This window comes from Pseudonocardia abyssalis (assembly GCF_019263705.2).
Classification (GTDB): Bacteria; Actinomycetota; Actinomycetes; order Mycobacteriales; family Pseudonocardiaceae; genus Pseudonocardia; species Pseudonocardia abyssalis.
Window position 1 is genome coordinate 805343 of sequence record NZ_JADQDK010000001.1, and the last position, 21696, is coordinate 827038.

The following is a 21696-nucleotide window of genomic DNA, read 5'->3' on the forward strand; positions in this document are numbered from 1 at the left end:
CGCTCAGTGCAGGGGCGCCAGCATCGGGCGCGGCCGGCCCAGTGCGTGGCTGATCGCGTCGGCCTCCGGCCCCGGCGGCTCCCACCCCGGCCCCGGTGCCATCACCGTCGACCCGACCGGGACGGTCCCGCCGCACGTCGCGCAGGTGCCGGTGACGTCGAGCGCGCCGCCGCAGCCGGCGTGGGTGAACACGCGTCGCGGGCCTGCGGGTGCGTAGTGGTCGTCGCCCCATTCGATGAGTGCACGCAGGACCGGCCAGAGCGCGACGCCCTTCGCGGTCAACGCGTACTCCGAGCGCTGCCCCGGCCCGGGGACGCGCTCGAACACGCCCTCGGTGACCAGGCGGTCGAGCCGGTCGGTGAGCACCGCGCGCGGGATGCCCAGGTGGCGGGAGAAGTCGCTGAAGCGCCGCACCCCGAAGAACGCGTCGCGCACCACGAGCAGCGACCAGCGCTCGCCGACCACCTCCAGCGCACGTGCCATCGAGCACCGCTGGCCGTGGTAGTCGCGGGGAAGGACCATGTGCCCATCCTCGCACATCGGTTCAATGACCGAACTGAATTGTGCTACGGTCCGGCAACCACGAACCGGGGGACGCGCATGGACCGCACGGTCACCACGACGTCGTCGACGGCCGGCGGCACCCTCGCCGTCGCGGCGGGCGGCACGCTGCTCGCGATGACGGCGTTCACCGCGCCGCTCTCGATCGTCCCCGCGGTCGCGGGCGACCTGGGAGCCGGACCGGTCGCCACGTCCTGGGTGCTCAGCTCCATGAGCCTCGGGCTGGCGATCGCGCTGCTCACCTCCGGCGCGATCGGTGACGAGGTCGGCAGACGCCGGGTGTTCGTCGCCGGGGCGGCCCTGCTCGCGGTGGGCTCGATCGCCGGCGCCGCAGCCCCCGAACCGTGGACGTTCGTCGTGGGCCGGGTGCTGCAGGGCGTCGGTGCGGCGGCGGTGATCGCGTGCGGGCTCGCCCTGATCAGCCACACCTTCCCCGGGCCGGAGCGCGCCCGCGCCACCGGCATCTGGGGTGCCTGCATGGGGGCGGGGCCGGCGGTGGGTCCGCTGCTCGGGTCGGTCCTCGACGCAGTGGCCAGCTGGCGCTGGGCCTACGCCGTCCTCGCGGTGCTCGGCGTCGTGCTGGCGGCGGCCGGGCGTCGGCTCCTGACGGAGTCGCGGTCCGGTCGCGGCCGCCGCGTCGACGCCCCGGGTGCACTGTTCCTCGCCGTCGGCACGGGCCTGCTCCTGGCCGGGCTGACCGAGGGGCGCCGCGGCTGGACGAGCCCGCTCGCCCTGGGTCTGACCGTCGGCGCGGTCGTCGTGCTGGCGGCCTTCCTCCTCCACCAGACGCGGGCCCGCGAGCCGATGCTGGAGCTGGGACTGTTCCGCAGGCCGGCGCTGGTCTCGGCCACGTTCGCCGCGTTCGTCACCGGCGCCACGATCATCGCGCTGATGTCGTTCGTCGCGACGGTGCTGGAGAGCGGGATGGCCTACTCGGCGGTGGAGGCGTCGGTGCTCCTGCTCGCCTGGTCGGGAGTCGGCGCCGGCTGCTCGTTGCTCGCCCGTCGCATCCCGCTGCGGGTCTCCGGGGCGCTGCGCCTCGCCGTCGGCCTCCTGACGATCGCGGCGGGGCTCGTCCCGCTCGCCGTCCTCACCACCGGTGCCCCGGTCGGGCAGCTCGTCGCCGGGTTCGCCGTCGCGGGCGTCGGCACCGGACTGCTCAACGCCACGCTCGCCCGCGAGGCCGTGGCCGGCGTGCCCCCGACCAGTGCCGGGGCGGGGAGCGGTATCAACAACGCCGGCCGCTACATCGGCGCGGCGTTCGGCGTGACCGTGGTGACGGCGCTCGCGGTGCGCCCGGACGGCGGGGCGCTCGGGTTGGTGGCCGGGTGGAACGTCGCCGTGCTGGTCGGGATCGCGCTGTGCGTCGCCGCGGCGGTGGTGGTGCTGCTCCTGCAGCGCGCCGAGGAACGCCGCTCCGCGGCCGTCCCGGCTGCCGTCGTCTGAGGGGGCCCCACCACCACGAACCGGAAGGGTCCCTCGGGCGGGTCCGCCCGCGCCGGCCCCTGTCGCCAACGTGCCGGCAGGGCCCGGGGACGAGGACCGTGTGCCGTCGGAGGTCTCCGCCTCTCCCTCCACCATCACGGCGATGGGTCCACCACCGATCGGGGCTTCGGGAAGGGGGTCGGCGCTGCCGGCTCCGGCCCCGCCCGGGGTTCCGGCCGTCATCTCGGCGGCATGCGACTCGACGCCGAGATGCTCGCTGTCCGTGGCCTCTGCCGTCAGCTCGTACGCGTCTTCGAGATGACCCGGCATCGCCGCCTGTGTCGCGGCGGAGGTCCGGCCCTCAGCGCGGTGACGGTAGCCGGTACTCGCTCTGCCCGCCCCGGAGATCCTGCGCGCACCGTCGCCGCCACCGCGCACCTCTCGGGCGGGCGGACGGACTCCGGCCGGGGAACCGGCCGAGCGACGGATCGGGACCCACGGCGCCCGCCGGAGACCTCACCCCTTCTCCCCATGCGCAGGTCGCGCCGGAGAAGTTCACCGCCCGCAGCCGCTACAGCACCGCGCCGTCGTCGTCCTCGCCCGGGCGCGGCGGGGACGGCCACAGCCGCAGGACCAGCCACCCGAGTCCGGCGGCCAGGGTGAGCAGCCCGAGCGGCATCCCGTAGGTCTCCGGCACCCCGACCCATCCCGGCGCGGTGACCAGGACGATCCCGAGGACCAGCAGCACCAGCCCGACGGCGGCGGGCGCGGCCAGGCGGGGCAGCGGCGGGGGCTCCGGGGGGATGAAGTGCTCGTCCTCGGGGCGGCCCGGCGGCCGGACGACGGTCGGCGGGGCGGGCGGCACGCGCTCGGCGGGGTCACGGGGGACGACGGGAACGGCGGCGGCCGGCTCCTCGTCGGGCCAGCGCGGCACCTCGCCCTCCCGGCGCCAGCCCGCGACGATGGCATCGAAGTCGTCGACCCCGCCGTCGGGGTGCGGACGCTCGTCCGGATCGCCGCCCACCTGAACTCCTCGCCACCGCACCGACACCGCCGCGCGACGGTCCCGGCCATCCTGACACGCCCGCGCGGCCGCGGGAACCGATGTGGGTCACGGCCCGTTGTCGCGGCGCCCGCCCCGTCCGTAGGCTGACGTCCGTCGCGGTGAAGGGGGCACGCCCAGGTGCTGTACTGGTGGTCCAAGTTCGTGTTCCTCGGTCCGCTGTTGCGGCTGTTCTGCCGCCCCACCATCGAGGGGCTCGAGCACATCCCGGCGCGCGGTGGAGCGATCCTCGCGAGCAACCACCTCGCCGTCGTGGACTCCTTCCTGCTGCCCCTGCTGGTGCCGCGGCGGATCACGTTCCCCGCGAAGTCGGAGTACTTCACCAAGCCCGGCCTGATCGGACGCCTGCAGAAGGCGTTCTTCACCGGCGTCGGCCAGATCCCGATCGACCGCTCCGGCGGGTCCGCGGCCCGCGACGCGATGGACACCGCGGTCCGTGTGCTCCGCGAGGGACGGCTGCTCGGCATCTACCCCGAGGGCACGCGCTCGCCCGACGGGCGGCTCTACAAGGGCAAGACCGGTGTCGCCCGCATGACGCTGGAGGCCGACGTACCCGTCGTGCCGGTCGCGATGATCGGCACCGACAAGGTCAACCCGATCGGGTCGCGCATGTGGCGCCCGTACAAGGTGCACATCCGGGTCGGTGAGCCGCTCGACTTCAGCCGCTACGCCGGCATGGAGGGCGACCGGTTCATCGAGCGGTCGATGACCGACGAGATCATGTACGCGCTCATGGAGCTCTCCGAGCAGACCTACGTCGACATGTACGCGGCGTCGGTGAAGGAGCGGGCGGCGAAGGCCGAGGCGGACAAGCAGCCGCGGCCGGCCCCGCCGACGATCCCCGACACCCGGGCCTCCTGAGCGGTCCTCAGGCCTGGCCCGCCGCCCCGTCGTACACCTCGTGGCGGCCCTTGCCGCGCAGCTTCGCCTCGTACATCGCGCGGTCGGCGTCGCTCAGCGCCTGCTCGGGGGAGTCGCCGGAGCGGGCGAAGGTCATCCCGATGCTGACGGTGACGCGGTGCTCCACCCCGTCGACGACGACCGGCTCGGCCAGCGCGGTGATGATCCGCCGCGCGATCGCCCGTGCCTGGCTCCGCACCTCCGCCGCGCCGTCACCGCCGCCGTGGTCGACGGCGCGCAGGGCCGGGTCCAGCACGGCGACGAACTCGTCCCCGCCGACGCGGGCGACCGTGTCCTGGGGTCGCAGCACGGTCGTCAGGCGGGTGGCGGTGGCGCAGAGCACCGCGTCTCCGACGGCGTGGCCCGCCGTGTCGTTGACGACCTTGAAGCCGTCGAGGTCGCAGTAGAGGACCGGCACGAGGCCGGTGGTGCGGGCGGTCCGGTGCAGCGCGGTGGCCAGCCGGTCGGTGAGCAGGCGCCGGTTCGGCAACCCGGTCAGCGGGTCGTGCAGGGCCTCCGCGGCGAGGCGCTCCTCCAGCTCGACGTTCTCGGTGATGTCGCGGACCACCCCGAGCAGCCGGGTGACCGCGCCGGAGGCGTCGCGGGCGAACGGCGTGACCCGCCGCGACACCCAGCGGTAGCGGCCGTCGGCGTCGCGGATGCGCAGCCGGACCTTGCGCACGGCGCCGTCGGGCAGGGCGCGCGCGGCCTCGTCGGCATCGATCATGCGGGTGGCGTCGTCGGGGTGCACGCGGTCCCGGCAGTGGTCGCTGCCCATCGCGACGAGCTCGGGCGGGGACTGTCCGGGGCGGCGGGAGGCCGGCCGGGACAGCCACACGGTCTCGCGGTCGACCGGGTCGAAGATGAACAGCGTATCCGGGCTGACGGCCAGCACGGCCTCCCGGAACGCCAGGCTCTCCCGCAGCCGGACCTGCACGGCGCGCTCCGCGGTGACGTCGGCGAACGCCGCGACGGCGCCGAGCAGCCTGCCGTCGTCGTCGAGGATGGGACGCGCCATCGCGACGACCTCCGTGGGCGGACCCCCGTCGGGTTCGATCCGCAGCGACAGGTCGGTGAGCTCCTCACCGCGCAGCGCCCGCCGCAGCGGGGTGCGGTCGGCCGGTACCGGTACCCCGTCCTCGGTGACGCGCAGGTCGAGCGCCAGGCGGTCGGCGTCGACCTCCACCCCGTCCCCGACGCCGGTGGCGAGCCGGTGCGCGCGGTTGCGCACGACGACCCGCCCCTGTGCGTCACACGCCAGCACCCCGGCGTTGACGACCTCGAGCACGGCCCGGTCGAACCGGCGCTGCTCGGCGAGCCGGGCCAGCGCCGACTCGCGCTGCGCCACGGAGATCGCGAGTGCCAGCACGACGAGCGCGCAGGACCCGATGAACAGCTGCAGCAGGGTGCCGGCGACGACCGGCGTGAGCTCCCTGCCCGCCTGCGCGAACGGCCCACCGCCCCGGCCGCCCAGCACCGCGGCGAGCACGGCGACGGCGACGAGCTGGGCCGAGGCCGCCCGGACGCCCAGTCGCAGCCCGGTGCCGACGAGTGCCGCGACGGCGAGGTAGGCGAGCGGGAGCGTCTGTCCCGGGGCGAAGACGACGGCGGACACGCCGATCACCAGCGTCCACAGCGCCACCGTCTCGACCCGGCGCGCCGTCGCGGGCCGCCGCGGCACCCGCATCACCGCAGGCACCAGCACGACGATCGCGGCGCCGTGGGCGGTGGCGACGGCCGACCAGGACGCCCACGGGTCGGCGACGGTCAGCCCGGCGACGGCGAGCGCCGCGCCGGTCGCGGCCAGCACCGCCCCCGCGGCGGCCGCGCAGAAGAGCCGGCCCAGCTGCGGCAGCGTCCCCAGCTCGGGCCGGCCGTCCCGGGCGAGGATCCGGGCGGCGAGTGCCGCTTCGGCGACGTTGCCCGCGGTGAAGCACAGCGAGAGCAGCAGCGACCGGCCGGCGGCGAGGTTGCCGGCCAGGGTCGCCACGGTGACGGCCAGCAGGACGGCACCGCGCCTGCGGCCGGTCGTGCAGACCACCGCGGCGACGCCCACGCCCGCCGCGGGCCACCACGCCGCCACCCCGGACCCCTCGGGGCGCAGCAGCGCGGCGGCCACGGCCAGCACGAAGACCACGGCCCCCGCGACGGGCGGTGAGCCGACGAGTGCGGCGACCCGTGCCTCGGCACGGGGTGGCGATGGTCCGGCCATGGGCCCCCCGAGGTCCGTGCGGGCATCGGCGGCTGCGCGACCCGGTTCTCCTCTGCTGCCATCGGCGGGGCGTCCGTTTCGTTAGCGGGGCCGGTGCGGGGGAGCGACCGGCGGTCCGCCGGGTGCGCCGGACCGCGCACCCGGCGGCTAACCTCGGGCCGTGCGTTTCTTCTACGACTGCGAGTTCATCGAGGACGGCACCACGATCGACCTGGTCTCCATCGGGGTCGTCGGGGAGGACGGACGCGAGTTCTACGCGGTCTCCACGGAGTTCGACCCCTCGCGCGCGGGCGCCTGGGTGCGGGCCAACGTGCTGCCCAAGCTGCCCTCGCCCGCCGACCCGTCGTGGCGCTCCCGGTCCCGGCTGCGATCCGACCTGCTCGAGTTCATCACCGAGCCGGGGGGTGACATCGAGCTGTGGGCGTGGATCGCCGCGTACGACCACGTCGCGCTGTGTCAGCTCTGGGGGGCGATGCCCGCCCTACCGCGCGCGCTGCCCCGGTTCACCCGCGAGCTGCGCCAGCGCTGGGAGGACTCCGGCCGCCCGCCGCTGCCGTCGCCCACCGCCGACGCCCACGACGCGCTCGCCGACGCGCGGCTGAACCTGCGCCGGTGGGAGGCGATCGAGTCGGCGGTGGCCGCGCGGCCCTGAGCCACCGCCGACCCCGGTCACGTGAAGATGCTGACCCCGCCCGGCCCGACGAGCAGCCCGACCACGATGAGCACGATGCCCCACACGAGCTGCTTACGGACTATGGCGAGAACGCCGGCGATGACGAGGACGACCGCGAGGATCCACAGGATGGTTGCCATGAGGAGATGTTCCCCGTGGGATCCACTGTGGAACCGGTCCGTCCGGGCGACGGCCGTCCGGGTGACCCGGGAGGCAAACGGGCCGTTCGGGTGGCGCCGTCCCGGGATCGGGGCCCGCCCGGACACCGCCTAGGCTGGACGACGTGAACTGGACCGTCGACGCCCCGGTCGAAGTGCTGCCCGAGCTCCCGCCGCTTCCCGACGACCTGCGGAGCCGTCTCGACGACGCGCTCTCCCGCCCGGCCGCGCAGCAGCCCGACTGGCCCGACGCAGGCGAGGTCGCCCACGTCCGCACGGTCCTGGAGAGCGTGCCGCCGGTGACGCTGCCGCCCGAGGTCGACCGCCTGCAGTCGCGGCTGGCCGACGTCGCGAACGGGAAGGCGTTCCTGCTGCAGGGCGGCGACTGCGCCGAGACGTTCGTCGACAACACCGAGCCGCACATCCGCGCCACCATCCGCACGCTGCTGCAGATGGCGATCGTGCTCACCTACGGCGCCTCGACGCCGGTGGTCAAGGTCGGCCGGATCGCCGGGCAGTACGCGAAGCCGCGCAGCTCGCCCGTCGACGCGCTGGGCCTGCCGTCCTACCGCGGCGACATCGTGCACTCGATCGTCGCCGACCCCGACGCGCGCCGCCCCGACCCGTCGCGCATGGTCCGCGCCTACGCGAACGCGAGCGCCGCGATGAACCTGGTGCGCGCGCTCACCGCCACCGGCATGGCCGACCTGACGACTGTGCACGACTGGAACAAGGACTTCGTCCGCACGTCCGCGGCGGGGGAGCGGTACGAGGCCGTCGCCGCCGAGATCGAGCGCGCCGTCAAGTTCATGGACGCGTGCGGCGTCGAGGACCACAACCTGCACAGTGTCGAGTTCTACGCCTCGCACGAGGCCCTGCTCATGGACTACGAGCGCGCGATGCTGCGGATGGACCGCACCCGCGAGGAGGCTCGGCTCTACGACCTGTCCGCGCACTTCCTGTGGATCGGCGAGCGCACCCGTCAGCTCGACGGTGCGCACATCGCGCTCGCGGAGCTGATCTCCAACCCGATCGGCCTGAAGATCGGCCCGACGACCACGCCGGAGCTCGCCGTCGAGTACGTCGAGCGGCTCGACCCGAAGAACGTGCCCGGCCGGCTCACGCTCATCAGCCGCATGGGCAACGGCAAGGTCCGCGACGTCCTCCCGTCGATCGTGGAGAAGGTCGAGGCGTCCGGGCACAAGGTCATCTGGCAGTGCGACCCGATGCACGGCAACACCCACGAGTCGACCACCGGCTACAAGACCCGCCACTTCGACCGCATCGTCGACGAGGTGCAGGGCTTCTTCGAGGTGCACCGCGGTCTGGGCACGCACCCCGGCGGCATCCACGTCGAGGTCACCGGCGAGGACGTCACGGAGTGCCTCGGCGGCGCTCAGGAGATCTCCGACGCCGACCTGGGCGGCCGCTACGAGACCGCCTGCGACCCCCGCCTCAACACCCAGCAGTCCCTGGAGCTGGCGTTCCTCGTGGCGGAGATGCTCCGGGGCTAGGCCCTCAGAGGGTGTCCAGGACGACCTGGGTGCCCGCCTCGACGACCGAGCCCGCGGCCGGGGTCTGACCGATCACCGTGGGGTTCTCGTTGAGCTGGAACGGCAGCGTCGACTGGACCACGGTGCTCAGGCCGAGCTCGGAGAGCAGGGCCTGGGCGGCGTTCGCGGTCTGGCCGACGACGAGCGGCACCGACACCCGCTGCGGCGCGGGGGGTGGCTCGACACCGCGGCTGACGACGAGGGTGACCGGCCCGCCGATCTCGACCGGTTGCCCGGCCGCGGGCTCGGTGCGGATGACCGTGCCCTCGGGCACCGTCTCGTCGAACTCGGCGTCGCCGCTGCTGCGGGTGGGGGTCAGCCCGGCGTCGCGCACGAGCTGCTCGGCCGCGGTCACGTCGGTACCGGCGTCGACGAGGGGCACCACCGGGCGCCCCGTCGACACCGTCAGCGTCACGACCTCGCCGCGCAGCAGCCGCGACCCGACGGGCGGGTCGGCGGCGAGGACCGCGCCTGCGGGCGCCGCGTTGTCGAAGGTCTCCGTGGCGGGGCCGATGACCAGGTCGTAGTCGCCGAGCAGCTCCGCGGCCGCGGACTGTTGCACGCCGACCAGCGACGGCACCTCGGTCCACCGCCCGGTGCCCAGCCACCACGCCACCGCGCCGACCGCCAGCGCGATCACCAGCACCACCGCGACGCCGATCCCGAAGAACCGGCGGCTGCGCCGGCGGGCGTGGACGTGGTCGGGCGGGCCGGGGAGGTCCGTGGAGGTGGGCGGCGGTCCGGTGGCTCCGCCGGGCAGGGCCTGGGTGCCGCGCGGGACGCGGCCCACCACGGGCTGGGTGTCCTCGACGGTGACCGGCGGCGGTGCGGGGACCGGTACCTGCACCCGCGGCACCTCGAGGCGGTGCGCGACGTGCCGCAGCTCCGCGAGCAGGGCACCCGCGTCGGCCGGGCGGGCGGCGGGATCGCGGTCGGTGGCGCGCAGCACGAGCGCGTCGAGCTCGGGCGGGACGTCCCCCGCGATCAGCGACGGCGCCGGCACCCGGTCGTTGACGTGCCGGAACGCCACCGAGATCGCGGTCTCGCCGGTGAACGGCGGCGTGCCGGTGAGCAGCTCGTAGAGCAGGATCCCGGCGGCGTAGACGTCGCTGCGGGCGTCGGCGGTGCCGGTGGCGACCTGCTCGGGGGACAGGTAGGCGACCGTGCCCATGATCGTGCCGACGTGGCTCGCGCCCGCCTGGGCGGCCGCGACGACCAGCCCGAAGTCGGCGACCTTGACCTCGCCGGTGTAGCTGATCAGCACGTTCTCCGGCTTGACGTCGCGGTGCACCAGCCCGAGCCGGTGCGCCTCCGCGAGCCCGGACAGCACCCGGTCCATGACGGCGACCGCGGCCGGGACGCCGAGCTGTCCGCGCACCCGCAGCACGTCGCGCAGGGTGGCGCCCTCGACGAGCTCCATCACCAGGAACAGGACGGGTTCGGGGCCGTGCCGGTCGTCGCCCTGGTCGAAGACGTCGACGACGGCGGGGTGGTCGATCCGGGCCGCGGACCGGGCCTCGCGCTCGAACCGGGTGCGGAACGCCGGGTCGGCGGCCAGTCGCGGCTCCATCACCTTGATCGCGACGGGCCGGTCGAGGCGCGTGTCGGTGCCCCGGTACACGGTGGACATGCCCCCGCGGGCGATCACCGGACCGAGCCGGTAGCGCGCGTCGAGCAGCGCGGCGGGCGGGGCGTTCACGACCCCGACCGTACCGGCCGGGCTCCCACGGCACGGACCAGGCGCGGGGAACCCGCGAGGTGTGGCATCCTGCCCACCGTGAGTGAGGTGTCCGTTCTGGCCGACGACGTGGTCACGTTGCCCGTCGCCGAGGTCGCAACCCTACTGAACCAGCCCGTGTCCCGGGTGCACCAACTGGTGCGCGACGGGCAGATCCTGTCGTTGCGCCGCGACGGCGAGGTGGTGGTGCCCGCGGCGTTCCTCGTGACCGAGGAGGAACGGGCGGAGGTCGTGAAGGGCCTGCCCGGCACGATCACCGTCCTGCGTGACGGCGGGTACTCCGACGAGGACATCCTGAGGTGGCTGTTCGACGACGACGACTCGCTGCCCGGCACCCCGATGGACAACCTGGCGGCGGGCCGCCACCGCGAGATCAAGCGGCGCGCGCAGGCGATGGCGTTCTAGCGGTCCGGGCCGCGAGCGCGCGGGCCAGCCCGGGGAGGGCCACCGCCGCCCGGCGACGGGTGGGCACGGCGACGCGGCGGTGCAGCACCGCGTAGTCGGCCGCCTCGATCTCGTCGAGGATGCCCTGGTAGAGCGTGAACGCGCAGCCGACGCACGCCCGCGAGACCGGCTCCAGCATCCCGATCCCGGGCTCGGCGCGCCGGTAGGTGGCGCGGGTGCGGGCGACGAGGTGCGCGAGCGCGCGGCGCACGCGGGTGTCGGTGCGGCGGTGGGCACGGCACCAGGCGAGCAGGTCGCGGTCGACGCCGAACGCGGCCAGCTCGTCGGCCGGGATGTAGACCCGCCCGCGGTCGAGGTCCTCCCCGACGTCGCGCAGGAAGTTGGTGAGCTGGAACGCCACCCCGAGCGCCGTGGCGGGCGGGATCGCCTCCTCCAGGGGCACCGTCGTGCCGAGGACGGGCAGCATCTGCAGCCCGATCACCGCCGCGGAGCCGTGCACGTAGACGGCGAGCTCGGCGTCGGTGGCGTAGGAGGTGACCTCGGTGTCCATCCGCATCGACGTCATGAAGTCGACGAAGTGCGCGTGGTCGATGCCGTGGCGCCGGGTCGTGTCGGCCAGGGCGGTGAGGACGGGCACGCCGGTGGGCTCGCCGTCGAGGGCCGCGCGCAGTCCGGCGGTCAGCGCGTCGAGCTCCGCGGCCTTCTCCTCGACGGGGCGGTCGTCGTCGAGGTCGTCGACGATCTCGTCGGCGTAGCGGGCGAAGCCGTAGAGGGCGTGCACGGCCGGCCTGCGGTCGGGGGGCAGCAGGCGGGTCGCGAGGAAGTATGTGCGGCCGTGGGCGGCGTTGAGGCGCCGGCAGGTGGCGTACGCGGCGCGCAGCGCGGGATCGGTGATCCCCGCTGCGTCGAGTTCGCTGCTACCGGACAAGCGGATCCACGGCGACCGGGCGTCTGCTCAGGCCCAACGGGTCGGGCTTGAGCAGCGACACGGCGGCCAGTGCCGCGAGTACGGCACCGATGCCGAGGACCGCCAGGTCGTAGAGCGCGGCCTCGCCGTCGGGGTAGTAGACGACCATCAGCCAGAGCGAGAAGAAGACCAGGATCTGCAGCGCGCGCGGCGTCCAGTCGACCATCGCGAGCAGGGCCATGCCCCAGCTGACGTACCAGGGCAGCGTGGTGGGCGACAGCAGCGCGACGGCGAGCAGCACGATCCCGGCGCGGCGGACCGCGTCGGGGCCGCCGTCGCGCGCGGCCCACCACTGCCGCACGGCGATGACCAGCAGGATCAGGGCGCCGATCGCGCGCCCCACGTTGACGAACGGCTGCATCGACACGGGACCGAAGATGCTGACGACCGAGTGCACCAGTTGGCCCGCGCCGGTGGGCAGCGACATCCAGTTGACGATCATCGACGGGGCCGACAGGGCGGGCAGCCAGCCCAGCCCGACGCCGGCCGCGACCGTGCACAGCGCGAACGTGCCCGTGAAGATCGCGACCCCGTACGCCGTGGCGCGCAGCGTGCGCACGAGGACGGTGCCGGCCATCGTGCCCGCCCAGACCAGTACCAGGAACGGCAGCGCGACGCCCGCGCTCGCCTTGACGGCCATGCCGAGTGTGGCGAGGACGATGCCCCACGCGTGCTGCCCGCGCAGCGCGGCCAGCGCGGCGGTGGTGAGCAGGCCCATGACCAGCAGGTCGTTGTGGCCGCCACCGACCATGTGGATCACCATGACGGGGTTGGCGACGACGATCCACAGCGCGAGCGACGGCCGCCCGCCCATCCGGCGCGACAGCTCGGGCAGTGCCCGGACCAGCAGCACCAGCCCCACGACGAGCGCGAGGCGCATGAGCACGACGCCGAGGATGATCTGGTCGCCGGCCAGCCAGGCGATCGCCTTCGCGTAGAGGATGAACAGCGGGCCGTAGGGCGCCGGGGTGTCCTGCCAGAAGTAGTGGACGTTGTCGGTGAAGATCCCCGGCAGCGCCTCGGGTCCGACGGCGTACGGGTCGAACCCGTGCAGCGGCAGCGCGCCCTGGGCGAGGTAGCTGAACACGTCGCGGGTGAACAGCGGCGGCGCGACCAGCATGGGCAGCAGCCAGGCCGTGGCGGTGGTCAGCACCGCGCGGCCGCCGACGCGGCGGGCCAGCACGTCGCGGCCGAGCCGGACCCAGGCCCAGGCCAGCAGCCCGACGCCGAGGTAGATCAGCGAGTTGGCGATCTCGCGGCCGTGGCCGTAGCGCCAGAACCCGACCGGCGAGTTCGTCAGCAGCGGGTCATCGACGAGGACGCCCGCGGCGCCGAACCCGCCCACCACCATGAGCAGCGACGCGACGACGCCGAGCACCAGCGGCCCCCGCGGGGGGTCGCCGAGGCGGGCACGCCAGGTCGACGCCGGCCGGGTGGTCCCGGTGGTCGGCGCCTCGACACGATCGGGTGACTCCGACCGGTCCACGGGGGAGGAGGGCTGCGCGGTCATGACGCGAACCATGCTGCCATGACGGTGCTCAGCCCCCCGTCCTGACCCTGTCTCCGGGGCTGCGTCGCGTGGTCGGGCCGGTGATCCTGGCCGCGGCGAGGCGCCCGGACAGGAGCACGGGCGGGATGCCCACGCCGGGTGTGGTGCCGCAGCCGGCGAGCACCACGTTGTCGTAGCCGCGGACCAGGTTGCGCGGGCGGAACGGGCCGGTCTGGGCGAACGTGTGCGCCGCGGAGAACGGCGTGCCCGCCGCCATGCCCTGCGCGGCCCAGTCGGCCGGGGTGACCAGGTCGGACACCGCGATGTCGTCCGCGATCCCGGTGAGACCGGGGTGCCCGCGCGCGTCGAGGACGCCGAGGATCTCGTCGCGGTACGCCGGGCCGACGCGCTCCCAGTCGATCCGGCCGCCCGCGCCGTCGAGGTTGGGGCAGGGGGCGAGCACGAACAGCAGGTCGCGGCCCTCGGGGGCCAGCGACGGGTCGGTCGCGGTCGGGCGGGTGATGAGCAGCGACGGATCGCTCATCAGCCGGCCGTCGCCGATGATCTCGCGGAACGTCTCACGCCACTTCGTGCCGAAGGAGATGGTGTGGTGCGCGGCGTCGGTGCGGGCGCTCGTCAGGCCGGCGTGCAGGACCACGGCACTGGGGGAGTACCGCAGCGGCACGATCCGGCGCGGTGTGCGGCCGAGCAGGTCGTGGACGACGGGGAGGTCCGGGGTGAGGACGACGGCGTCGGCCGCGGTGCGGGCGGTGGTGGCGGCCGCGTCGTCGGTGGGCCGGTGGCGCAGGGCGGTGACCCGGCCCGTGCCGCGCTCCAGCCCGGTGACCGTGCACCCGTAGTGGATCTGCGCCCCGGCGGCGACGGCGGCGTCGGCCATGGCCTGCCCGACCGCGCGCATCCCGCCCTTCGGGAAGAACACCCCCGCGATCGTGTCCATGTAGGCGATGACGCCGTACGCACCGAGCGCGGTCTGCGGCGGAACGCCCGCGTAGAGCGCCTGGAAGGAGAAGATCCGCTGCAGGCGCTCGTCGGGCAGCAGCTTCTCGACCTTCGGACCGAGACGGCCGAACCCGCCCAGCACGGCGAGGCGGGCGAGGTCGGGGCCCAGCAGGTTCAGCGGGGAGTCGAAGTTGGCGCCGATGAACGTGTCGATCTCGGCGCGGTAGAGCCGCGTGAGCCACTCCCGCATGCGGGCGTAGCCCGCGGCGGCGGCGGGCCCGCAGACGGCCCGGACCTCGGCCTCCATCGCCCCGGCGTCGGAGTGGACGTCGATGGTGGAGCCGTCGGCGAAGTGGGTGCGGTAGGCCGGGTCGAGCTCGACGAGGTCGAGCCGCTCCTCGAGCTTCTCCCCGACGGCGGCGAACGCCTCGGCGAACAGGTCCGGCATCGTCAGGACGGTGGGGCCGGTGTCGACCTGGTAGGTGCCGTCGGCGGTCTGCAGGTCCAGGCGCCCGGCGCGGCCGCCGGGGTGCTCGCCGCGCTCCAGGATCGTGACGCGCCGGCCCGCGCCGAGCAGGTGCAGCGCGGTGGCGAGGCCCGCGAAACCGGCGCCGACGATCACGACGTGGTCGGTCGGGCCGGACACGGTGCGCAGGCTCATCGTCTGCGCCGGGTGGCGGCGATGGCCAGCTCGGACAGCCGGGTCGCGGCGGGCTCCTCTATCTCGGCGGTACTCAGCGCGTCGAGCGCGGCACCGGTCATCGCGGCGATGCGCTGCTCCACGGCCTGCTCCGCGCCCAGGTCGACGAGCAGCCCGCGGACGCGGTCGACCCCGTCGAGGTCCAGGTCGGGGTCGCCCAGCGCCGTCTCGATCGCCCCGGCCGCGGCGGTGGCGCCCTGCTCGGCCGCGCGCTCCAGCGCCAGTGCGAGCAGCAGGGTGCGCTTGCCCTCACGCAGGTCGTCGCCCGCGGGCTTGCCGGTGACCTCCGGGTCGCCGAACACCCCGAGCAGGTCGTCGCGCAGCTGGAAGGCGATGCCGATCTCGGCGCCGAAGCGCCGGTAGCAGGCCGTCAGCTCGGGGGAGGCGTCGGCGATCGCGGCGCCCAGGTGCAGCGGCCGCTCGACCGTGTAGGCGGCGGTCTTGTAGCGGTCGACCTGCAGCGCGGCCCGCGGCGAGGCGTCGCCGGTGGACTGGTGCAGAACGTCGAGGTACTGCCCGCCGAGCACCTCGGTGCGCATACCCTCCCACGGCGGCGCGGCGCGGCGGATCGCCTCCGGGGGCAGCCCCGATGAGCGGAACAGGTCGTCGGCCCAGACGAGGGCGAGGTCACCGAGCAGGATCGCCGCGGCGGCGCCGAAGCGGGCGGGGCGGCCCCGCCAGCAGGCCTCGGCGTGACGGCGGGCGAAGTCGACGTGCACGGTGGCGCGGCCGCGGCGGGTGGCCGAGGCGTCCATCAGGTCGTCGTGCACGAGTGCGCAGGCCTGGATCAGCTCCAGGGCGCTGATCGCCTCGAGCACCGCGGGGGCCTCGGCCCCGTCGGGGGAGCCGCCCGCACCGCGCCAGCCCCACCACGCGAACGTCGGGCGGATCCGTTTCCCGCCGCTCAGCACGAACTCGGCGAGCGCGTCGGTGGCCGCGCCGAAGGCCGGATCGATGTCGCGGGCCTCCGCGCACCGACGTTCCAGGTACTGCGCCAGCACCCGTTCGACGGCGTCGGTGAGGCCGTCGTCGTCGGCGCGGACGTGTTCCGGTGCGGTGCGGGTCATGAGCTCGGCCGGGGTATCGATCGAGGAGGCACGCGTCGAGCCTAACGGCGGTACCGGAGCCCGGCGCGACGGCGCGGGGGGCCCCGTAGGCTCGGAACCGTGCGCGACGACACCCTGGAGATCATCCGATGAAGATCACCGACCGGATCGGCGGCGATCGACCGGTGTTCTCGGTGGAGTTCATGCCACCGAAGGACGAGGCGGGCGAGGCCGAGCTGTGGAAGGCGATCCGCAGGCTCGAGCCGCTGGACCCGGCGTTCGCGTCGGTCACCTACGGCGCCGGCGGGTCGAGCCGCGACCGCACGGTGCGCACCACCGGCCGCATCGCGTCGGAGACGACCCTGGTCGCGATGGCGCACCTCACGGCCGTGTCGCACTCGGTGGCGGAGCTGCGTCACGTGATCGCGGAGTACGCCGCGGCGGGCATCCGCAACATCCTCGCGGTCCGCGGGGACCCCCCCGGCGACCCGCTGGGCGAGTGGGTCGCGCACCCCGAGGGCCTGACCTACGCCGACGAGCTGGTCACGCTGGCCCGCCGGCTGGGGGACTTCTGCGTCGGCGTCGCCGCGTTCCCCTACGGCCACCCGCGCTCCCCGGACGAGGACTCCGACCTGGAGCGGCTGATCGCCAAGGTCCGCGCCGGGGCCGACTTCGCGATCACGCAGCTGTTCCTGGAGCCCGAGGGCTTCCTGCGCCTGCGCGACCGGCTCTCCGCCGCCGGCTGCGAGGTGCCGATGCTGCCCGGGATCATGCCGCTGACGACGATGCGCACGCTGCGCCGCGGGCCCGAGCTGTCCGGAGCGCCGCTGCCGCCCGGGCTGGCCGAGCGCCTGGAGCGCTACGCCGAGGACCCGGTCTCGTTCCGGGCCGCGGGCATGGACCTCACCACCGAGCTGTGCGAGCGGCTGCTCGCCGAGGGCGTGGGCGGGCTGCACTTCTACACGTTCAACCGCTCCACGGCGACATCGGAGCTGGTGTCGCGGCTCGACCTCGGTGCCCGCCGCGGTGCGGCCGTCGCCTAGCGGTTCAGCCCTGGCGCACCGGCGGGTTGCGGGTGCGCCGGGCGAGCAGCACGACCGCGGCCGCGGCCAGCGCGACGACCAGGAACAGCCCGATGCTCCAGTTCAGCGGCGAGGGGGCGTCGGGGTCGTCGAACGACACGACGGCCTCGATGTCGCCGACCTCGCCCGCGTCGAACGTCCAGCTCACCTCCCCGGAGTCGGCCTCGCCGTTCGCGTCGAGCACCTGGCCGGGGAAGGCGATCTTGAGCTGGAAGTCCGAGAGGTCGACGTCGACGCTCGTGAGGTCGACCGCCCCGTTGACGACGACCCGGTTGCCCGCGCGGCGCAGCTCGAGCCGCACCTTCTCACCCGGTGCCCCCGCGGCCGTGATGAGCTCGCTCACCTGCGGGAACGTCAGGTCCGAGAACCGTACGAGCGAGCCGGCGTAGCCCTCCTGGCGGTACTCGGAGACCTCGACGGACGACGTGAGCCCCGGCGGGATGGTGAGGATCGGACCGGGGTCCTCCGGGCTCTGCTCCGGGGTGGCGACGACGATCTCGCCGCGGACGGTGTCATCGGGCTGCACGGCGAGCGCGGCCCGCACACGCGCGCAGCCGGACAGGGCGAGCAGGGCGACGAGCAGCGTGACCAGCAGCACCACGGGCGAGGGGCGGCGGCGCGGCGACGACGACATCCGGTCATCGTGCCATCCGGGGCCGGGGCTCAGCGCGGGGGCGCGGCCTGCTCGACGGGCGGCCCGGACGCCGGCAGGGGCAGCTCGCGGCCGAGCACGGCGAACGGGCGTGCGTCGCCGGTGAAACGGTGCTGGCGGAGGATGTCGGTGAACCCGGTGCGCCGGTAGAGCGACCACGCGCGGTTGACGGGCCTCTCTCCGTGCTCGGGGGTGGACAGCAGCACCCGGCGCGCGGCGGTGCCGGCCAGGAGCGCGCGGAGCAGACCCTCGCCGAGGCCGCCCCCCTGGGCGTCGGGGCGCACGTGCAGCTCGGTGAGCTCGAAGTAGTCGTCGAGCCAGACGCGGTCGGCCGGTCGCCTGCGCAGCCCGCGGGCGACCTCCTCGTACCACCACTGCCCGGGGGCGCCGGAGTAGCCGTACGCCACCCCGAGCAGCCGGTCGGCGTCGTCGAGCCAGCCGACGGCGCGCCAACCGGGGCGCCGGACGTGGTCGAGCCACAGCGTGCGGCGGTGCCGCGCGGTGCTCGGGGGGTAGCCCATCGCCGCCACGTAGACGGCCAGCGCCTCGTCCACGCGGGAGGAGAGATCGGTCGGCCCCCACTCCACGAGGTGCCGGGCCGGTGCGGTGGTCACCCGGTCATCACACCACGCGGACGGCCGCGCGTCCTGCGCACCATCGGCGACTTGACGCGGGGGCCCAGGGAGGCTGTACTGGACGGGATCGAACATGCGTTCGATCATCGGTGGGTCCGGTGGCCGGGCGGGGGAAGCGCCCAGCCACCGGGCCGACCGGGCCGACCGGAGCCCAGACCGGTCGGAGCGGGCGCCGGTCGGGACAGACCGGTCGGGAGGAGTGCAGGTGAGTGCCTTCAGCCGGGTGTTCCGTTCGCGTGAGCCCACGCCCGTCCAGGTGCGCTGGCAGGACGGCGAACCCGTCGAGTTCCTGCGCAGGCCGGCGCGGCGTGGGGTGCGCTACCTGGTCGTCGACGTCCGCGAGCGGTGGATCGAGCAGTCGCCGTGGCCGTTCCCGTCGCCGATGCCGGTCGGGGGCGACCGGTTGCGCTGCTGGCGCGTCGAGGCGCGGTCGGCGGAGGAGCCGGATGCCCCCGGCCGGGAGTTCGTCCTGCGCATGCGCGCGGGCCCCGGGGTGTGGGACCTGGTCCGGGTCGCCGAGTAGGTCGAGAAGTCAGTCGCACCGAGGAGAGGAGATCCGATGACGATCACGACCGATCGGCCGGTGCCCGTGCCGCGCCCGGCCCCGGTGTCCCGCTCGGCCCTGGCGCTGCTGCGCCAGGCCGCGGAGGGGCTGGCCGAGGCCCACCACGAGACCGACCCCCTGCGCCGCTACCCGGCCGCGTACCTCTCCGCGCTCCGGGCGGGGGCCGCGGTGCTGGCGGTGCGGGCCGCCCCGCAGCCGCGCCGCGGTGCCCCGCGCGGCGTGTGGGACCTCCTGGCCACCGTCGCGCCCGAGTTCGGGGAGTGGGCCGCGTTCTTCGCGTCCTGCTCCGACACACGGGCGGCGGCCGAGGCCGGGATCGCCCGGCTGGTCGACCGGAGGGCGGCCGACGACCTGCTCCGCCAGGCCGAACAGTTCGTCGGGTTGGTCGGGGCGTCGATCCCGCTTCGGTGAGGGCCCTCAGCGGGTGGGGGGCGGGGCGGTCGCGGCCCGGGGGCGGCGCTCGCTGCGCAGCACCCGGCCCAGCAGCGTGGTGAACACCGCCGACACCTCGCGCGCACCGGGGGTGTCCCAACGCTGGATGGGCACGCACGCGCCCTGGGCCTGCTGCACGGCCGACCGGTCCGGCAGCACGCCGCTGAAGACCAGCGGGCCGAACAGCTCACGCAGCTCCGCCACCCGGAACTCGTGCTCGGCGTTGCGCGGGCGCACACGGTTGATCAGCACGCCGAGGGGCTGCAGGTCGGGGTTGCCGCGCTGGCGCTCGGTCTGCACGGCGTCGAAGGCCCGCTGTACGCCGGACACGGCGAACATCGTCGGGTCGGTCACCAGCACGGCGCGGTGCGCGGCGGCGAGCGCGCTGCGGGTGAGCTGGCCCAGCGACGGCGGGCAGTCGATCACGACGAGGCGGTAGGGGCCGAGGTCGTGGTCCCCGGCCTCGTGATCACCTACGTCGTGCTCGTCGTCGTCGCCGTCATCGGTGAGGCGACCCAGCGCCCGGCTCAGCCTGCTGAGCTGCTTCGCGCTCGGGTCGGGGTGGTTGTGCCGCTCGGTCTGCTCGGCTCCCACCAGCACGTCGAGGTCGTCGCCCCAGCCGCTGGGGACGATCGCACGCCGCAGCACCGAGCGGCGCGGGTCGTCGAGCACGTCGGCGATCGTGGCGGAGGTGTCGCCCACGTCGAGGGCGATGGTGGCGTTGGCCTGAGGGTCGAGATCGACCAGCAGGGTGCGCACGCCGTGCTGCTGGGCGGCCCCGGCGAGCCCGAGGGCGACCGTGGTCTTACCCACTCCACCCTTGAGGCTCAACGTGGCGACGACCTGCACGGCGATCAACCTACCTCTCCCGTGCGCCCACTACGCTGCTGCCGTGAGGCTGGACATGAATGCGCCCGCGGCCGACCCGACGGGCACCGCGGGGTCGGGCCCCGTGCACCGCGCACTGGCGGCCGAGGTCGCGCGTGCGGTGCAGCGGTCCGCCGCCCGGGACCGCACCGCACCGCACGTGCTCGACGTCGGCGGGGGCAGCGGGGCGTGGGCCGTCGGGCTCGCGCGGCTCGGCTGTGCCGTCACCGTCGTCGACAACAGCCCCAACGCGCTCGCCGCGCTGCACCGCCGGGCGCGGGAGGCGGGCGTCGACGCGCTGGTCACGCCGGTGCAGGGCGACGTCGACGCGCTCGCCGACGTCGCCCCGGCCGGTGGTGCCGACCTGGTGCTCGGCCACGGCCTGCTGGAGGTCGTCGACGACGCCGGGCACGCCGTCCGCGCGCTGACCGACGCCACCGCACCCGGCGGGGCGGTCTCCGTGCTCGTCGCCGGGCGCCACGCGGCGGTGCTGGGCCGCACCCTCGCGGGCCGCCTCGCGGAGGCCCGCGCCCTCCTGGAGGACCCGAACGGCCGCACCGGCCCGGACGATCCCCTGCGCCGCAGGCTCGACGCCGCGGGCCTGCACGCGCTGCTCGTCGACGCGGGTCTCGTCCCGGAGACGGTGCAGGGCGACGGCGTGCTCGACTGCTGGGTGCCCGGCTCGGTCCGGGACGGCGGTCCGGCGGCGTCGCGTGCCGTGGCCGACCTCGAGGCGCTGGCCGCGTCCCGGCCCGCACTGCTCGAGCTCGCGGCGCGGCTGCACGTGCTGGCCCGCAGGCCGGTGCCGGGGGAGTGATCCCCGGCACCTCCCGTCCAGGCGTGTGGCGCACGGTCACCGGCGATCCGGGCCGGTAGGCCCGCGGGGTGCCGCGGACGGGTCGGCAAGGGAGCAGTCCGCTGCGCCGGGTGGTCGAACGATTGCGCAGCGTGGTCATCGACCACCCGATGGGGTCGTCGTGACGGGCCGTCGACGAACCGCAACCCCCCGCTCGACGAGTGCGGGTGGTCGACTTGGCCGCGGGCTCGTATCCTCTGCTTCAGGAGGCCCACCCCGGGCGTTCGTCGCGTCGTTCAGGCACCCTGGAAGATGACCGACATCAGCACACGTAGTGCCGGAGGCGATGTAATGCCCCTCTCCGAGCACGAGCAGCGGCTGCTCGAACAGATCGAGCGCGCTCTCTACGCCGAGGACCCGAAGTTCGTATCGACCGTGCGCGGCGGTCGGCTGCGCAAACCCACCCGCCGCAGGCGCATGCAGGGTGTCGCCCTGTTCGTCCTCGGTCTCGTCATGCTCGTGGTCGGGGTGGTCATCCAGTCCGTCTCCGACGGCGGCGGGATGGTCGCGCTGATCGTGCTCAGCGTCCTGGGATTCGTCGTGATGCTCGGCGGATCGGTGCTGGCGGTCACCTCGTCCGGGAAGGCGCCCGCCGGCGCCGCCCCGAGCGCGGAGGCCGAGCCGGAGAAGAACGGCTTCACCGGGCGCATGGAAGAACGCTTCCGGCGCCGCTTCGAGCAGGAATAGCTCTCGACCCCGGCCGCGGCGCCCGGACCACACCGGTCCGGGCGCCGCGGCCGTGTCATGCCCGGAGGAC

General features: G+C 74.8%; 22 protein-coding genes. 10 read left to right on the forward strand and 12 right to left on the reverse strand.

Annotation, left to right across the window (positions count from 1 at the left end):
- Positions 1–3: 3 nt before the first annotated feature.
- Complete coding sequence (locus tag I4I81_RS03835) at positions 4–522, reverse strand: winged helix-turn-helix transcriptional regulator (protein ID WP_218605962.1); 519 nt, start codon at positions 520–522, stop codon at positions 4–6.
- Positions 523–600: 78 nt separating this feature from the next.
- Between I4I81_RS03835 and I4I81_RS03840 the strand changes: the two genes are divergently transcribed.
- Entirely contained in the window at positions 601–2007 is a 1407-nt protein-coding gene (locus tag I4I81_RS03840) for an MFS transporter (RefSeq protein ID WP_218605963.1), read from the forward strand.
- A gap of 550 nt (positions 2008–2557) precedes the next feature.
- On the opposite strand, the gene I4I81_RS03845 is transcribed toward I4I81_RS03840, so the two are convergent.
- Positions 2558–3010 (reverse strand): hypothetical protein, encoded by a 453-nt coding sequence (locus I4I81_RS03845; protein ID WP_218615810.1) that lies wholly within the window; start codon positions 3008–3010, stop codon positions 2558–2560.
- 159 nt (positions 3011–3169) lie between these two features.
- Between I4I81_RS03845 and I4I81_RS03850 the strand changes: the two genes are divergently transcribed.
- Positions 3170–3910 (forward strand): lysophospholipid acyltransferase family protein, encoded by a 741-nt coding sequence (locus I4I81_RS03850; RefSeq protein ID WP_218602862.1) that lies wholly within the window; start codon positions 3170–3172, stop codon positions 3908–3910.
- 7 nt (positions 3911–3917) lie between these two features.
- On the opposite strand, the gene I4I81_RS03855 is transcribed toward I4I81_RS03850, so the two are convergent.
- The gene (locus I4I81_RS03855; RefSeq protein WP_218602863.1) at positions 3918–6161 is read right to left on the reverse strand and encodes a diguanylate cyclase domain-containing protein; all 2244 of its coding nucleotides are present in this window, start codon (positions 6159–6161) and stop codon (positions 3918–3920) included.
- A 160-nt stretch (positions 6162–6321) separates the two neighbouring features.
- Between I4I81_RS03855 and I4I81_RS03860 the strand changes: the two genes are divergently transcribed.
- Positions 6322–6813 carry a polyadenylate-specific 3'-exoribonuclease AS gene (locus tag I4I81_RS03860; protein WP_218602864.1) on the forward strand — a complete coding sequence of 164 codons (492 nt, stop codon included), beginning with the start codon at positions 6322–6324 and terminating at the stop codon, positions 6811–6813.
- Between the two features lie 17 nt (positions 6814–6830).
- Here the strand turns inward: I4I81_RS03860 and I4I81_RS03865 are convergent, their stop codons facing one another.
- On the reverse strand, positions 6831–6974 hold the full coding sequence (locus tag I4I81_RS03865) for a GPGG-motif small membrane protein (RefSeq protein ID WP_218602865.1): 144 nt from the start codon (positions 6972–6974) through the stop codon (positions 6831–6833).
- A 143-nt stretch (positions 6975–7117) separates the two neighbouring features.
- Here I4I81_RS03865 and I4I81_RS03870 point away from each other — a divergent pair, with 143 nt between their 5' ends.
- Positions 7118–8506, forward strand: coding sequence for a class II 3-deoxy-7-phosphoheptulonate synthase (locus I4I81_RS03870; protein ID WP_218602866.1), 1389 nt, complete (start codon positions 7118–7120; stop codon positions 8504–8506).
- A 4-nt stretch (positions 8507–8510) separates the two neighbouring features.
- Here I4I81_RS03870 and pknB read toward each other — a convergent pair whose 3' ends face one another.
- Entirely contained in the window at positions 8511–10244 is a 1734-nt protein-coding gene (gene pknB / locus I4I81_RS03875) for a Stk1 family PASTA domain-containing Ser/Thr kinase (protein ID WP_218602867.1), read from the reverse strand.
- Between the two features lie 78 nt (positions 10245–10322).
- Between pknB and I4I81_RS03880 the strand changes: the two genes are divergently transcribed.
- On the forward strand, positions 10323–10688 hold the full coding sequence (locus I4I81_RS03880; RefSeq protein WP_226363735.1) for an Rv2175c family DNA-binding protein: 366 nt from the start codon (positions 10323–10325) through the stop codon (positions 10686–10688).
- Here the strand turns inward: I4I81_RS03880 and I4I81_RS03885 are convergent.
- The 4 genes from I4I81_RS03885 to I4I81_RS03900 are packed head-to-tail and all read right to left on the reverse strand — an operon-like array spanning position 10657 to position 15871.
- The gene (locus I4I81_RS03885; protein WP_218602868.1) at positions 10657–11616 is read right to left on the reverse strand and encodes a phytoene/squalene synthase family protein; all 960 of its coding nucleotides are present in this window, start codon (positions 11614–11616) and stop codon (positions 10657–10659) included. The two genes, I4I81_RS03880 and I4I81_RS03885, sit on opposite strands and share 32 nt — an antisense overlap.
- Complete coding sequence (mptB, locus tag I4I81_RS03890) at positions 11606–13165, reverse strand: polyprenol phosphomannose-dependent alpha 1,6 mannosyltransferase MptB (RefSeq protein ID WP_225924477.1); 1560 nt, start codon at positions 13163–13165, stop codon at positions 11606–11608. Before mptB ends, I4I81_RS03885 begins: the two co-directional genes overlap by 11 nt.
- 28 nt (positions 13166–13193) lie before the next feature.
- On the reverse strand, positions 13194–14759 hold the full coding sequence (crtI, locus tag I4I81_RS03895) for a phytoene desaturase family protein (RefSeq protein ID WP_218602877.1): 1566 nt from the start codon (positions 14757–14759) through the stop codon (positions 13194–13196).
- A gap of 2 nt (positions 14760–14761) precedes the next feature.
- Entirely contained in the window at positions 14762–15871 is a 1110-nt protein-coding gene (locus I4I81_RS03900) for a polyprenyl synthetase family protein (protein ID WP_218602870.1), read from the reverse strand.
- Between the two features lie 128 nt (positions 15872–15999).
- Here I4I81_RS03900 and I4I81_RS03905 point away from each other — a divergent pair, with 128 nt between their 5' ends.
- Positions 16000–16893 (forward strand): methylenetetrahydrofolate reductase, encoded by an 894-nt coding sequence (locus I4I81_RS03905; protein ID WP_218602871.1) that lies wholly within the window; start codon positions 16000–16002, stop codon positions 16891–16893.
- 4 nt (positions 16894–16897) lie between these two features.
- On the opposite strand, the gene I4I81_RS03910 is transcribed toward I4I81_RS03905, so the two are convergent.
- On the reverse strand, positions 16898–17566 hold the full coding sequence (locus tag I4I81_RS03910; protein WP_218602872.1) for an LppM family (lipo)protein: 669 nt from the start codon (positions 17564–17566) through the stop codon (positions 16898–16900).
- A gap of 29 nt (positions 17567–17595) precedes the next feature.
- Positions 17596–18198 carry a GNAT family N-acetyltransferase gene (locus tag I4I81_RS03915; protein ID WP_218602873.1) on the reverse strand — a complete coding sequence of 201 codons (603 nt, stop codon included), beginning with the start codon at positions 18196–18198 and terminating at the stop codon, positions 17596–17598.
- A 226-nt stretch (positions 18199–18424) separates the two neighbouring features.
- Between I4I81_RS03915 and I4I81_RS03920 the strand changes: the two genes are divergently transcribed.
- Together I4I81_RS03920 and I4I81_RS03925 are read left to right on the forward strand one after the other, a co-directional pair.
- The gene (locus I4I81_RS03920) at positions 18425–18742 is read left to right on the forward strand and encodes a hypothetical protein (RefSeq protein ID WP_218602874.1); all 318 of its coding nucleotides are present in this window, start codon (positions 18425–18427) and stop codon (positions 18740–18742) included.
- 36 nt (positions 18743–18778) lie between these two features.
- Positions 18779–19195 (forward strand): SAV_6107 family HEPN domain-containing protein, encoded by a 417-nt coding sequence (locus I4I81_RS03925; RefSeq protein WP_218615811.1) that lies wholly within the window; start codon positions 18779–18781, stop codon positions 19193–19195.
- A gap of 6 nt (positions 19196–19201) precedes the next feature.
- On the opposite strand, the gene I4I81_RS03930 is transcribed toward I4I81_RS03925, so the two are convergent.
- Complete coding sequence (locus I4I81_RS03930) at positions 19202–20065, reverse strand: ParA family protein (RefSeq protein WP_218615812.1); 864 nt, start codon at positions 20063–20065, stop codon at positions 19202–19204.
- Between the two features lie 55 nt (positions 20066–20120).
- Between I4I81_RS03930 and I4I81_RS03935 the strand changes: the two genes are divergently transcribed.
- A complete protein-coding gene (locus I4I81_RS03935) occupies positions 20121–20900 on the forward strand; it encodes a class I SAM-dependent methyltransferase (protein ID WP_218606184.1) in 780 nt (259 codons plus the stop codon).
- Positions 20901–21230: 330 nt separating this feature from the next.
- Positions 21231–21626: an SCO2097 family morphological protein gene (locus I4I81_RS03940; RefSeq protein ID WP_218606182.1), complete on the forward strand. Its 396-nt coding sequence runs from the start codon at positions 21231–21233 to the stop codon at positions 21624–21626.
- Positions 21627–21696 lie beyond the last annotated feature (70 nt).